Annotated in this window: 15 protein-coding genes; 8 read left to right on the top strand and 7 right to left on the bottom strand. The window is 72.3% G+C overall.

The genetic code is table 11. The features are described from left to right. Together OG322_RS06525 and OG322_RS06520 are read right to left on the bottom strand one after the other, a co-directional pair. Positions 1–1314 carry a DUF692 domain-containing protein gene (locus OG322_RS06525; RefSeq protein ID WP_123466205.1) on the bottom strand — a complete coding sequence of 438 codons (1314 nt, stop codon included), beginning with the start codon at positions 1312–1314 and terminating at the stop codon, positions 1–3. A gap of 121 nt (positions 1315–1435) precedes the next feature. Continuing rightward, the gene (locus tag OG322_RS06520; RefSeq protein WP_329306174.1) at positions 1436–2203 is read right to left on the bottom strand and encodes a peptidyl-tRNA hydrolase; all 768 of its coding nucleotides are present in this window, start codon (positions 2201–2203) and stop codon (positions 1436–1438) included. Positions 2204–2274: 71 nt separating this feature from the next. Here OG322_RS06520 and OG322_RS06515 point away from each other — a divergent pair, with 71 nt between their 5' ends. From OG322_RS06515 to OG322_RS06500, 4 genes are read left to right on the top strand one after another with little or no spacing between them, the layout of a single operon-like run. Beyond that, positions 2275–2952: an AIM24 family protein gene (locus OG322_RS06515; RefSeq protein ID WP_123463214.1), complete on the top strand. Its 678-nt coding sequence runs from the start codon at positions 2275–2277 to the stop codon at positions 2950–2952. An 11-nt stretch (positions 2953–2963) separates the two neighbouring features. Next, positions 2964–3884 (top strand): ABC transporter ATP-binding protein, encoded by a 921-nt coding sequence (locus OG322_RS06510; protein WP_329307713.1) that lies wholly within the window; start codon positions 2964–2966, stop codon positions 3882–3884. Beyond that, a complete protein-coding gene (locus OG322_RS06505) occupies positions 3881–4552 on the top strand; it encodes an ABC transporter (RefSeq protein WP_185095471.1) in 672 nt (223 codons plus the stop codon). Before OG322_RS06510 ends, OG322_RS06505 begins: the two co-directional genes overlap by 4 nt. A gap of 14 nt (positions 4553–4566) precedes the next feature. Beyond that, positions 4567–4779, top strand: coding sequence for a hypothetical protein (locus OG322_RS06500; protein WP_329306173.1), 213 nt, complete (start codon positions 4567–4569; stop codon positions 4777–4779). Positions 4780–4821: 42 nt separating this feature from the next. On the opposite strand, the gene OG322_RS06495 is transcribed toward OG322_RS06500, so the two are convergent. The 4 genes from OG322_RS06495 to zapE all read right to left on the bottom strand — a co-directional run bounded on the left by OG322_RS06495 (position 4822) and on the right by zapE (position 9003). Further along, positions 4822–5661 (bottom strand): polysaccharide deacetylase family protein, encoded by an 840-nt coding sequence (locus tag OG322_RS06495; protein WP_266410768.1) that lies wholly within the window; start codon positions 5659–5661, stop codon positions 4822–4824. Between the two features lie 211 nt (positions 5662–5872). Further along, complete coding sequence (locus tag OG322_RS06490) at positions 5873–7252, bottom strand: alkaline phosphatase PhoX (protein ID WP_123463220.1); 1380 nt, start codon at positions 7250–7252, stop codon at positions 5873–5875. Positions 7253–7401: 149 nt separating this feature from the next. Beyond that, positions 7402–7827, bottom strand: a complete 426-nt coding sequence (locus OG322_RS06485; RefSeq protein ID WP_124285482.1) for an OsmC family protein — start codon at positions 7825–7827, stop codon at positions 7402–7404. Between the two features lie 84 nt (positions 7828–7911). Then, positions 7912–9003 (bottom strand): cell division protein ZapE, encoded by a 1092-nt coding sequence (gene zapE, locus OG322_RS06480; protein WP_123463224.1) that lies wholly within the window; start codon positions 9001–9003, stop codon positions 7912–7914. 35 nt (positions 9004–9038) lie between these two features. Between zapE and OG322_RS06475 the strand changes: the two genes are divergently transcribed. From OG322_RS06475 to msrB, 4 genes are all read left to right on the top strand, one after another. Beyond that, on the top strand, positions 9039–9803 hold the full coding sequence (locus OG322_RS06475) for a pyrimidine reductase family protein (RefSeq protein ID WP_329306172.1): 765 nt from the start codon (positions 9039–9041) through the stop codon (positions 9801–9803). 147 nt (positions 9804–9950) lie between these two features. After that, positions 9951–10403, top strand: a complete 453-nt coding sequence (locus OG322_RS06470; RefSeq protein WP_123466207.1) for an indole-3-glycerol phosphate synthase — start codon at positions 9951–9953, stop codon at positions 10401–10403. 41 nt (positions 10404–10444) lie between these two features. Then, the gene (murC, locus tag OG322_RS06465; RefSeq protein ID WP_123463229.1) at positions 10445–11839 is read left to right on the top strand and encodes a UDP-N-acetylmuramate--L-alanine ligase; all 1395 of its coding nucleotides are present in this window, start codon (positions 10445–10447) and stop codon (positions 11837–11839) included. A gap of 10 nt (positions 11840–11849) precedes the next feature. Beyond that, positions 11850–12254, top strand: coding sequence for a peptide-methionine (R)-S-oxide reductase MsrB (gene msrB, locus OG322_RS06460; RefSeq protein WP_124285483.1), 405 nt, complete (start codon positions 11850–11852; stop codon positions 12252–12254). Between the two features lie 39 nt (positions 12255–12293). Here the strand turns inward: msrB and OG322_RS06455 are convergent, their stop codons facing one another. Then, entirely contained in the window at positions 12294–12755 is a 462-nt protein-coding gene (locus tag OG322_RS06455) for a hypothetical protein (protein WP_124285484.1), read from the bottom strand. Positions 12756–12876 lie beyond the last annotated feature (121 nt).

The following is a 12876-nucleotide window of genomic DNA, read 5'->3' as shown; positions in this document are numbered from 1 at the left end:
TCACCTTCCCGCGAGTACGGATCGGGCCGCCCGCGCCAGCCGGGTGGTGCGGCGGGGCGGACGCGGGGCGGCCCGGTCCTGCCACCAGTGGGTCAGCCGGCGGCGGGCCGCGTCGTCCCCGGGGCGGCCCGCGATGAGCAGCTGCTCGGCGAAGTCCAGCGCGTCGCGCCGGTAACCGGCCGACATCGGGCGGGCCTTGGCGTACGCGAGGAACGCTCCCCGGTAGGCCTGCCCCAGGATCTCCGGGAGTTCGGGTGCCACCTTGGCGACGACATCGGCGCGCTTGGCGGCCAGCGCCCGGCTCTGGATGCCGAGCCGGTGGTGGTCGAAGCCCTCCGGAACGGGGGTACCGGCGACCAGGGCGGAGAGCAGCGAGGTCTGCGCGACCGCGACCCGGTCCCGGACGGCGTCGGCGTCCACCGGTTCCTCCGGGCGCCGGGGGCCGGCCGGTGACTCGGTGCGCGGGGATGCCTTCCGGTTCACCGGCCGCACACGGCCCGCGTCGAGCGTGGCGCGGATCGCGTCCAGTTCGCCCGCCAGCTCGGCGACGGGCGGGAAGTCGTCGTCGCGCTCCAGCAGGACTCCGGGCGGGCTGATCCGGGAGCGCAGCTCGGCCAGGATGTCGAGGACCGGCTCGGTGACCGGGTGGGCGTGTGTGTCGTGCCAGACCCCGTCCTTCTCGACGCCGCCCGCCACATGCACGTACGCGATGGCCTCCACCGGCAGCTCGTCGAGGGCCCTGGCCGGGTCCTCGTCCCGGTTGACGCGGTTGGTGTGCAGGTTGGCCACGTCGATGAGCAGCCGGACCCCCGTGCGCTCGACCAGCTCGGCCAGGAACTGCCCCTCGGTCAGTTCCTCGTCCGGCCAGCGGATCAGCGCGGCGATGTTCTCCAGGGCCAGCGGCACCGGAAGCGAGTCCTGCGCGATCCGCACGTTCTCGCACAGCACGTCCAGCGCCGCCCAGGTGCGCGGTACGGGCAGCAGGTGCCCCGCCTCCAGCGCGGGCGACGCGGTGCGCGCTCCTCCCGCCCGTACGAACGCGATGTGCTCGGTCACCAGCGGTGTGCCCAGCAGCGCGGCCCGCGCCGCGAGGTCGGCGAGCCGGCCGGGGTCGGGGCGGTCGGCCCCGCCGAGACCGAGCGAGACCCCGTGCGGCACCACGGTGACGCCACGCTCCCTCAGCCGCTCCAGGGAGGCGGGTAGGTGGTCGGCGCAGAGGTTCTCCGCGACCGCCTCCACCCAGTCGATCCCCGGCAGCGCTTCCACCGCGTCGGCGATCTCCGGCCGCCAGCCGATACCGATACCCAGCCTCATGGTCTCCCCCTCGTCCACTCCGTGCAGGGGTCATGGCCCCGGCACACGGCGGTGAATCCGAGGAGAGGGACGTTCAGAGCTTGATTTGAGGTTCCCGAAGCCCGTTTCCGGGGTCGGCGCCCTACCCCTGCCGCAGCGCCGGAAGGGAAGCGACCCGGTGGGCACCCTCGGCCACCACGGTCTTCCCGGGGGCGATCTCGGTGAATCCGGCATCCTCCACCACCGGCAGTCCGCTCAGCGTGAGTTCCCGCCAGCGGTCCGCCTCCGCGGTGGCGACCGAGAGGGGGAAGCCCGCCTCGCGCCATGCCGTGCGCTCCGGCTCCGACAGCTCCCACCAGGCGAGCTGCGCCCCGTGCCCGACCTGTGCCATCTCCTTGCCCGCGGACATGTCGAGCTCCGGGTTCAGCCAGAGGACCGGCCCGGCGAGGTCCGGCGCGGCATGCGGCTCGGGGTCCTCCAGCTCCGTCCCCGATACCTGGAGCTTGGCGAGCTCCTTGGGCCAGCCGTCCAGCGGCACCGGCGGGAAGACCCGCACCTCGGCGCTCTCGCCCGTGACCGTGATCCCGGGCAGTGCGCAGGCCTTGCGCCACTCCGCGCCGCGCGCCCGCCGCACCACCTTGCGGATCCGGGCGTCCTGCCAGTCCCGCATCGCCTGCGCCCACTCGCCCTCGCCCACCGACCGCTCGTCGGAGAGCATCACCAGCACCGCGCGAGCCGCCGTGCGCAGCGCGTCGGTGCGGGCCGGGGGAGCCGTCTTCTCGATGTGGACCACCAGCGGGAGTACGTACTGCTGCGCTTCGTCCCGGTTCGTCCGCTCGGGACGGAAGGGGCTGTCCGCAGGCAGGCCGGCGGTCTCGGACAGGGATACGGGAGTGTCGTTGCTGCTCACCCGTCCAGTCTGCCAGCCGCCCGGAATCCGGCTCTTGGCGGAATGAATCCCTCCGGGTGAGGATGCACCGCATGAAGAGCGATCTTTTCTCCAGCGAGCACATGGCGGAGCAGGCAACCGCCCCCGGGATGACCCTGCAGAACGCCAAATCGATCAAGTACACGGTCAGCGGCGAGATGCACGCCCGCCAGGGATCGATGATCGCCTTCCGGGGCGATCTCCAGTTCGAGCGCAAGGGCCAGGGGCTCGGCGGCATGCTCAAGCGTGCCGTCACCGGCGAGGGGCTGCCGCTGATGGCGGTGCGCGGCCAGGGCGAGGCGTGGTTCGCGCACGAGGCGGCCAACTGCTTCATCGTGGAGATGGAGCAGGGCGACGTCCTCACCATCAACGGCCGCAACGTCCTCTGTTTCGACCCCACCCTCGCCTACGAGATCAAGACCGTGAAGGGCGCCGGGATGACCGGCGGCGGCCTCTTCAACAGCGTCTTCACCGGGTACGGGAAGCTCGGCCTGATGTGCGAGGGGCACCCCATCGTGATCCCCGTCACGCCTCAGCAGCCGGTGTGCGTCGACACGGACGCGGTCGTCGGCTGGAGCGCCCACCTCACCACGTCGCTGCACCGCTCGCAGAGCGTCGGCTCGATGCTGCGCGGCGGTTCGGGCGAGGCCGTCCAACTGCGTCTGGACGGCGAGGGGTTCGTGATCATACGTCCCAGCGAGGTCAAGCCCGAGAAGGCGTCAGCCAACTGAGCGCGGACATCCTGCGGCTGCGGGGAGTGGGCCGGCGGTACGGCCTCGCCGGCCCCTGGGTGCTGCGCGGGGTCGACCTCGGCCTGCCCGCGCGTGCCCTCGTCCGGATCGAGGGGGCCAACGGCACCGGGAAGTCCACCCTGTTGCGGCTCCTCGCCGGTATCGACGCCCCGACCGAGGGCCGGATCTGCGGCGACAGGCCGCGCACGGCGTACGTCCCCGAGCGGTTCCCGGCGGCGCTGCCCTTCACCGCCGCCGGGTATCTCGTCCACCTCGGCCGCATCCACGGGCTGCGTACGCCCGAGGCGGCCGGGCGCGCGGAGGCGTGGCTGACCCGCTTCGGTGCCGCCGGCCACGCCCGGACGCCGCTGGCGGAGCTCTCCAAGGGCACCGGTCAGAAGGTCGCCGTCGCGCAGGCGCTGCTCGCCGAACCGGAACTGCTGGTGCTGGACGAGGCCTGGACCGGCCTGGACACCACGGCCCGTGCCGAACTGGACCGGGCCGTCGCCGAGCGTGTCGCCGCGGGGGCCACCGTCGTCTTCGTGGATCACGACCCGCGCCGGCTCGCGGGCGCGGCCGATCGCGCGTACCGCGTCGAGGGGCACGGGCTGGTCGCGGCGCCCCTCGCACCGGCCGGAGCGAGTGCCGGGCCCCGCGTGCGGATAGAGGTGGCGGGCCCGCCGGGCACCTCGATCCCCGCCGGACTGCCGGGTGACCCCGCGCAGGAGGCCGGCGAGGGCGGGGCGCTGCGGCTGACGGTCGCGGCCGTGCACTCCGACGCCCTGCTGAGCGCCCTGCTCGCGGCCCGCCCGCCCTGGCACATCCGCCGGCTCACGCCCGTGCCCGGTGACGTCGCGGCCCCGGCGGCCTCCGGGAGCCCCGCGGCCTCCGGGGTCCCCGTGCGCCCCACTGCCCCCGACGAGGCGCCATGACCGCGCTCATCCGCTACCAGGCCGCCCTGCTGCTCCGCTCCCAGCGCTGGCTCGCGCCGGTACTCCTGTACCTGGCCTTCCTCGGCATCGGCGTCCGTCCGGGGCAGCCCGTGCTGGACTCGCTCGGCTACACCGCGGCCGGGCTGCTGCCCGTCACCGCGTGGCTCGTGCAGATCTGCGTCGACCAGGAGCCGCCCGCCGCCCGGACCGTCGTCGCCGCGGCGGTGGGCGGGCAGCCGCGGGCCCATCTGGCGTCGCTGCTCGCCGCGCTGGGCTGCGCCGGGCTGCTGGGCACGACCGCCACCGCGGTAGTGCTGCTGGTCAGCGAACCGGCCGACACCCGCCACACCGTCCGGGTCCCGCTGCCGGCCGCCGGGCTCGCCGGGCTGCTCGCGGCCGCCTGCTGCGTCCTGCTGGGGGCGGCGGTCGGCGCGCTGTGCACCCGTCCGCTGCTGCACCGGCGCGGCTGGTCCGTCGTCGCGACCGTGCTCGCCGCGCTGCTGGCCCTGGTGACCAGCGGATCGCCCGCGAAGTACGCGGTGACGGGGCTGGTCACCGGTTCGCTCACCGGGACGGTCCATGTGCCGGTCCTCCCGCTCGTCGGCGCCGCCGCCGTCGCGGCGGCGGCCGTCGCGGTCGCCTGCAAGCTCACTGCCGTACGCGGATGAGTAGGCTCCTCCCCATGGACCAGGGTGCGCATGAGGGTGTGAACGAGAGCGTGGACGCGTCGTACTGCGAGGCGCCTGCCGTGTCCTCGGCGGCGGCCGGCGGGCCCCCGTTCGCGGAATGCGTACTGTGCCGGAAGCCGGCCGAGTACCCCGAGTCGGTCAAGGGGATCACGCTCTGCCCGGTCTGCGAATGGCAGGAGGCCCAGCGCTCGGCATGCTCGGGCTGACCCGTCCCGTGCCGACGCGCCTCCGCCGGACGACGGCGCTGCTCAGCCGCGCATCAGGTCGGACACCTTCACGAAGCGGTACCCGCGCCTCCGCAGCTCCGGCACCACCTGGCTGACCGCCTGGCCGGTGACCGGCGCCGCGCTGCGGGTGCAGTGCATGACGACCAGCGAACCGGGCTTCACCCCGTCGAGCACCTGCTCGGCCACCGCGTTCGCATCCGTCGCGAAGGCGTCGCCGCTGACGACGTCCCACTGCACCGCCGTCACCTTCTCCGCCGCGAGCGCGCGCAGCGAGGCGTCGTCGTAGCAGCCGCCGGGGAAGCGGAAGTACGGCACCACATTGCGGGCGCCGGTCTTCCGGATCGCACCGAAGGCCCGCTCCACCTCGCCGCGGATCGCGTCCTTCTTCATGGTCGGCAGCCCGTAGCAGGGCGACGTGAAGGCGTAGTGGCTGTACGAGTGGTTGCCGATCTCGAAGAGCGGGTCCGTGCCGATGGACCGGGCCTGCGAGGGGTACTCCTCGGCCCACCGGCCGGTCATGAAGACCGTCGCGGGCACCTTCAGCCGGCGCAGCAGGGCAATCAGTTCCGGGTTGTCGAAGTGCTCACCCGCGGCCGCGCGCGGCCCCTCGTCGGCCGTCATGTCGGCGTCGAAGGTGAGTGCGACGACCTTGGCGGCGTTCTTCGGCCCGCGTGTGAGGACGGGGGCCAGACCGGTGGGGCCGGGCGCAATGCCGGACGGCGTCGTCGCGGCGGGAGGCGCGCTCGACGGAGCTCTGGAGGGAGTTGTCGAGGCGGCCGCGGGTCTGTCACCGGGGGCGTCTCTCGAGGTGCCGGCGCAGCCGACGAGTGCACCTCCGAGCACCGCTCCCAGAACGGTCATAGTCGTCAGTTTTCGCGCAGAATTTGCCATTGACGGAAAGTAACTGATCAACCGTCACTGGCCGCCCCGCGTCGTTGCGGCGCCGCGCGGCGGCCCCCGGACGGCGGCGGGTCGGAGGAGGAGGCGGCCCCCGACGCAGGGCGAATTCCAGGGGGGCGACCGCATCCACGGCCGCCCCCCGCCCCTGCTTCCTCGCGCGCCTCTCAGCGGGTCAGCGCCAGGGCCCCGTCACGGCGAACGTCGTCCCGGGCGTGTAGCAGTTCATGAACATCGTCCGGTGGTCCGGGGCGAACGTGACCCCGGCGAACTCGCCCCACTCCGGCTCCTCGGGCGTTCCGATGTTCTGCCGGCCGCGCGCCATCGCGTACACCTCACCGCGCCTGGTCAGGCCGAACACGTGCTGGGCGCCGCCGCCGTCCTCGCACACCATCAGACCGCCGTCGGAGGCCAGACAGATGTTGTCCGGGGACTCGCCGGGCAGCTGGATGTCCGTACCGGGTCCGAAGACGATGACCAGCGTCAGCCGACGCCGCTGCGGCTCGTACCGCCAGACCTGGCCGAAGTGGTCGGCCGCCGACCCCTGGGAGCTGTGCGCGAAGCTGGAGACGAAGTAGACGCACGACCCGCCCCAGTAGCAGCCCTCCAGCTTCTGGCCGTGGGTGATGCCCTTCGGCCCGAAGTCCTGGAACCGGATGGGGGTCTCGGCGGCCTGCGGATCCGGTACGGGGACCCACTCGATCCCCTCGAAGCTCGTCCCGGTCTCCTGGACCGCTGAGAGGTCCGGGACGCCCGGCACTCGCATGGCCTCCAGCCGCCCGCCGGCCCTGAGCGAGCCCGTGCCGCCGAGCGGCTTCTTGGGCAGGAAGCGGTAGAAGAGCCCGAACGGCTTCTCGAACGCGTCCTCGGTCTCGTACACGACTCCGTTGTGCGGATCGATCGCGATCGCCTCGTGCTGGAAGCGGCCCATCGCGGTCAGCGGCACGGCTCCGGTGCGGCGCGGGTCGGCGCCGTCCACCTCGAAGATGTAGCCGTGGTCCTTGGTGTAGCCGTTGGTGCCGGCCTTGTCCTCGGTCTCCTCGCAGGTCAGCCAGGTATCCCAAGGGGTGCGCCCGCCCGCGCAGTTCACCGCCGTGCCGGCGATGGCGACGCGTTCGCCCAGTACGCGGTTGTCGCCGTCGAGCTCCAGGGCCGTGCAGCCGCCCTTGCCCATCGGGTCGTAGGTGAGGCCCTCGACGGTCGGGACGGCGATGTTCGCGGTGACCCGGTTCTCGTGGTTGCGCACCAGCCGGACGTGTCCGCGCCGGCCCGCGAACGCGGCCATGCCGTCGCAGTTGCTGGGGACCGGCCCCTCGCCGGAGCGGAGCGGGTCGCCCTCGCGGGACAGTACCCGGTAGCGGAAACCCTTCGGCAGATCGAGCAGTCCGCCGGGATCGGGCACCAGCGGGCCGTAGCCGGCGTGCCCGTGGGCGGCGGCGGTACCCGCGAAGAGTTCGGTGAACACCCCGGCGAAGGCGACCGTGGCGACGGCCGCGCCGGTGCCGGCCAGGACCTGACGTCGTGTCGCGGGCTGTTGTTCTGCTGCGGATGACATGAGGCAACTTCCTGTTGGGGACAGGAGCAGTGACCCGCACGTGTGTACCACGCGTAACACCGCGCGGGAACCATGCGGGTCACCGACCTCATGCGTGTCTCATACGCGCCGCATACGCGTCCCGGGCCGTGTGCGGCCCGGTGCGGGACTCAGGCGAGCGACGCGGTGAGCGTGATCGTCGTGCCGGTCAGGGCCTGGCTGACCGGGCAGTTCGCCTTCGCGTCCTCGGCCGCCTTGACGAAGCCCGCCTCGTCGAGACCGGGCACCTCGCCCTCGACGGTGAGGTGGATGCCGGTGATGCCGGTGCCCGGCTGGAAGGTGACCTCGGCCTGGGTGTTCAGCCGGGTGGGCGGGGTGCCGGCCGTGGCCAGACCGTTGGACAGCGCCATCGAGAAGCAGCTGGAGTGGGCAGCGGCGATGAGCTCCTCCGGGCTGGTCTTGCCGTTCGCCTTCTCCGCGCGGGACGGCCAGGAGACCGGGTACTCCCCGATCCCCGAGGAATCGAGGGTGACGACGCCCTTGCCCTCGATCAGGTTGCCTTCCCAGACCGTGTGCGCCTGACGCGTGGTAGCCATGCTGGATCCCTTCAAACGGAATGCGCGGTTGTACGGGAGTGGCGGGGCACTCCGTCGTGCCCGACCGGTGTTACGCCCCCGAACCTACTGCGCCACCAGTCCCTTTGCGTCGCGCGCCAGCGCCGTCAGCCGGGAGATTGCCCGGAAGTACTTCTTCCGGTACCCGCCGTTCAGCATCTCCTCGCTGAACAGCCGGTCGAACGGCAGCCCGGAGGCGAGTACCGGGACCTCCCGGTCGTACAGCCGGTCCGCGAGCACCACGAGCCGCAGCGCGGTCGACTGGTCGGGCACCGGCTGCACCTCGGTGAGGCACACGGCCCGCAGACCGTCCGTCAGCGCGCCGTACCGGCTGGGATGGACGCGGGCCAGATGGTCGAGCAGCGCGGGGAAGTCGTCCAGGCTGGCGCCCTCGGTGGCGTACGCGGCCCTGGTGACCTGCTCCTCGGAGAACGGCGGCGGGGCGTCGGGCAGACCGCGGTGCCGGTAGTCCTCGCCGTCGATGCGCAGCGGGCGGAAGTGCGAGGACAGCCCCTGGATCTCCCGCAGGAAGTCGGCCGAGGCGAACCGGCCCTCGCCGAGCTTGCCCGGCAGCGTGTTGGAGGTCGCGGCGAGCGCCACCCCCGCCTCGACCAGCCGGCTCAGCAGCGAGGAGACCAGCACCGTGTCGCCCGGGTCGTCGAGCTCGAACTCGTCGATGCACAGCAGCCGGTGCCCGCTCAGCGTCCGCACGGTCTGCTGGAAGCCGAGCGCTCCCACCAGGTTGGTCAGCTCGACGAAGGTGCCGAACGCCTTCAGGCCGGGCGCGGCGGGGGTGGCGTGCCAGAGCGAGGCGAGCAGATGGGTCTTGCCGACGCCGTAGCCGCCGTCGAGGTAGACCCCACGCGGCGTACTGGGCGTCGTCGGCTTCTTCCCGAACCACTTGCGCTTCCCGGACCCGCTGGCGTGCGCCCCGCCGAGCCCGGCCGCGAAGTCTCCGAGGACCTTGACCGCCTCGGTCTGGCTCGGCTGGTTCGGGTCGGGGACGTAGGTATCGAAGCGCACCGAGTCGAAGCGCGGCGGCGGCACCATCTCGGCGACCAGCCGGTCGGCGGGTACGCGCGGTTCGAGGGCGCACAGGGACAGCGGGGCCGTTTCGGCTATGGGGCCGGGCCCCGGCACGGCGGTGAAGGACGACACAACTCCCCAGCTTAGGCCGTGCCAGACTGCGGAACATGCGACGCCTGTTCCCTGTGACCGACCTGACAGCGGCCGACGACCGAGGCGAGTGGAGCCTGGACGCTCTCGCCGACGCCTACGCCTACCCCGAAACGGACGGCTCCTGGCTGCGCGCCAACATGGTGTCGACGCTCGACGGGGCCGCCCAGCACGACGGCCGCTCGCAGCCGATCTCCTGCGAGAGCGACATGCGGATCTTCGGCACCCTGCGCGGTCTGGCCGATGTGGTCGTGGCGGGCGCGGAGACGGTACGTCTTGAGGGGTACCGGCCCGCCCGCGCCCGGGAGGCCTTCGCGGCCCGGCGGGCCGCGGCCGGTCAGGGGCCCGCCCCGGCGGTCGCCGTGGTGAGCGGCAGCCTGGATCTGGACTTCTCGCTTCCGCTCTTCGTCTCGCCGCTGGTCCCGACGCTCGTGCTGACCGGCGCGGGCGCGCCCCCGGACCGGATCGCGGCGGCCCGCGAGGCGGGTGCGGAGGTGGTGATCGCGGGGGAGGGGTCCCGGGTGGACCCCGCCAGGGCCGTACGGGAGCTGGCCGACCGAGGTCTCAGGCGGCTGCTGACGGAGGGCGGGCCCAGGCTGCTCGGTCAGTTCGTGGCGGCGGGCGTGCTGGACGAGATGTGTCTGACCCTGGCGCCGATGCTGACCGCCGGGGACGCCCAGCGGATCGCGGGCGGTCCGGCGGTGGCTGTGCCGGAACGATTCGCCCTGGCGTCGGTGCTGGAAGAGGCCGGGTTCCTCTTCTCTCGGTACCGTCGGATCTGACAATCAGCGGAATATGTCGTTCCGGTTAGCGTTCGGTGGGCAGAATGGAACGCGGACCCCGTGCGAGCGCGGGGAAGGATGGTTTCAGCAGTGGCCGGCGACGGTCACTGAAGCAGAAGGGCGCCTGTGGTGTTCACCAGCGTTTTGATGATCGAGAAGGCCCTCACTTCCGAGGACGTCGAGTTCGTCACCACCCTGCACGGGGAGGAGCAGATCTCCTTCGTCGTGCTGATGCAGCCACGTGGCGACCAGGCGGATGTGCTGTTGCGGGCCATCGACGACCTGGCGATGGGCGAACTGAAGGAAGCGGCCCGCGAGAGTGAGGAACCGGAGGGCAGGAACGCGAGAGCGTCCGCCGAACTGGCGCTCGAAGTGTCCCTGGAGGCCCTGCGGCAGTCGGGCTCCGAGGCCGTCGGACAAGTGATCGAGACCCACCCCCTGGACAAGCTCACGTCCGTGGTCGAGGAGTCGGAGGCGGACGAGGTCATCGTGCTGACCGCGCCGCACTACGTCGAGGAGTTCTTCCACCGCGACTGGGCGTCCCGCGCCCGGCACAAGGTCGGCGTACCGGTGCTCAAGCTCTTCGCGCACAGCGAATAGGCTGGGTGGCCCCACCCGTACCGACCCTGGGAGACACACGCATGGCACCCGGTATTCCTGCCGCCATGGAACGGCCGCACTTCATCGGCATCGGCGGCGCCGGAATGTCGGGCATCGCGAAGATCCTCACCAGGCGCGGTGCGAAGGTCGCGGGCAGCGACTCCAAGGAGTCCGCCACCGCCGAGGCCCTGCGCACGCTGGGGGCGACCGTCCACATCGGGCACGCCGCCGGGCATCTGGCGGACGACGCCACCTGTGTGGTCGTCTCCAGTGCCATCCGCGCCGACAACCCGGAGCTGGTGCGCGCGGGTGATCTCTCGATCCCCGTCGTGCACCGCTCCGACGCGCTCGCCTCGCTGATGGAGGGGCTGCGGGCCATCGCCGTCGCGGGCACCCACGGGAAGACGACCACCACATCGATGCTGGCCGTCGCCCTCACCGAGCTGGGCCTCGACCCGTCGTACGCGATCGGCGGCGACCTGGCGGGACCCGGCACCAACGCCGCGCACGGCGAGGGCGCGATCTTCGTCGCCGAGGCGGACGAGAGCGACCGCAGCTTCCAGAAGTACGACCCCGAGGTCGCGATCGTCCTCAACGTCGAGCTCGACCACCACGCGAACTACGCCTCGATGGACGAGATCTACGACTCCTTCGAGACCTTCGTCGGAAAGATCGTCCCCGACGGCACCCTGGTCGTCTCCGCCGACCAGGCCGGCGCCGTCGAGCTGACCCGCCGGGTGCGCGACCTGTCCGCGGTCAAGGTCGTCACCTACGGTGAGGCCGCGACCGCCGACGTACGCGTCCACAAGATCACCCAGCGCGGTCTGACCAGCGAGGTCACGGTCGTCCTCAACGGGAAGTACCTCACCTTCACCGTCTCCGTACCCGGCCGCCACTACGCGCTCAACGCCGTGGCCGCCCTCGCCGCCGGCGTCGCCCTCGGTATCCCGGCGCACAACCTGGCCTCGGCCCTCGGCAAGTACACCGGGGTCAAGCGCCGCCTCCAGCTCAAGGGCGAGGCGGCCGGCGTCCAGGTCATCGACAGCTACGCGCACCACCCCACCGAGATGACCGCCGACCTCGAAGCGATGCGCGGCGCGGCCTCCGACGCCCGCCTCCTGGTCGTCTTCCAGCCCCACCTCTTCTCCCGCACCCAGGAGCTCGGCACCGAGATGGGCCAGGCCCTCGCGCTGGCCGACTCCTCCGTGGTGCTGGACATCTACCCGGCCCGCGAGGACCCGATCCCCGGCATCACCAGCACCCTGATCATCGACGCCGCCCAGGCGGCCGGCGCCGATGTCATCGCCGTCCACGACAAGGAGAGGGTCCCCGAGGTCATCGCGGGAATGGCGAAGCCCGGCGATCTCGTTCTCACCATGGGGGCGGGCGACGTCACGGACCTCGGCCCGCAGATCCTGGAACACCTGTCGAGCTGAGGGAGCCACCGTGCCGTACGACATCGACAAGCCGGACGAGGAGTGGCGGGCGGAGCTGTCCCCCGCCGAGTACGCGGTGCTGCGCGAGGCCGGCACCGAGCCCGCCTTCGTCGGCGAGTACACCGACACCAAGACGACGGGCGTCTACTCCTGCCGCGCCTGTGACGCGGAGCTGTTCCGCTCCGACACCAAATTCGAGTCGCACTGCGGCTGGCCGTCCTTCTACGACCCGAAGGACACCGACGCGGTCGAACTGATCCAGGACCGCACCCACGGCATGGTCCGCACCGAGGTCCGCTGCGCCCGCTGCGGCTCGCACCTGGGCCATGTCTTCGAGGGCGAGGGCTACCCGACCCCGACGGACCAGCGGTACTGCATCAACTCGATCTCACTGCGGCTGACGCCGGACGCCTGACACCGGCGCACGACCCCGAGGAGGGCTGACGCGCCTGCGTCAGCCCTCCTCCGCCGTCTCGGGCTTCAGCAGCGGGTGCACCACACCGGGGAAGACCCGGGCCCGCACGACCTCCTCGGCCGAACCGCCCTGGATCACCGTCTCCGCCACACCCCAGGGCCGCCCCGGCAGCTCGACGAGCAGCGTGTACGAGGCGGAGCAGCCGGTGCACTCGTAGCGGTCCACCCAGGTCTCCACCTCCGTGGCACTTCCCGGGTACCGCGCCACGTGCCGGTGCCGGGCGTGGCACCGCTCGCACGTCTCGCCGGGCTCGCAGGTGCCGCCGCACGGGCAGGGCAGGTCGAGGGAGTCCGCCGGGCGCCAGCGCTGGGTGACGACGGCCTCACGGGTGGCGCCCATGTCCTTCATCGCCTTGAGGTTCCGCGCGGCCACGTTGTACGACTCACCGGTCGCGGCCATCCGGTCGCGGATCACGTCCTTGCGCCCACGGTTCGTCGTCATCTTGTTCCTCCTGGGGTTCACGCAGCCCGCCAGGAGGCCCACGAGATCGGTAAGCACCAAGGTACCCGGCGCCGCGCGGGCCCCGCGACACACGCGGGCGCGGAACGGGCCCCGCCCGGGG

Source organism: Streptomyces sp. NBC_01260 (genome assembly GCF_036226405.1).
GTDB lineage: Bacteria > Actinomycetota > Actinomycetes > Streptomycetales > Streptomycetaceae > Streptomyces > Streptomyces laculatispora.
The sequence above is the reverse complement of the archived record's forward strand: the minus strand, read 5'-3'. Positions and strand labels throughout refer to the sequence as shown.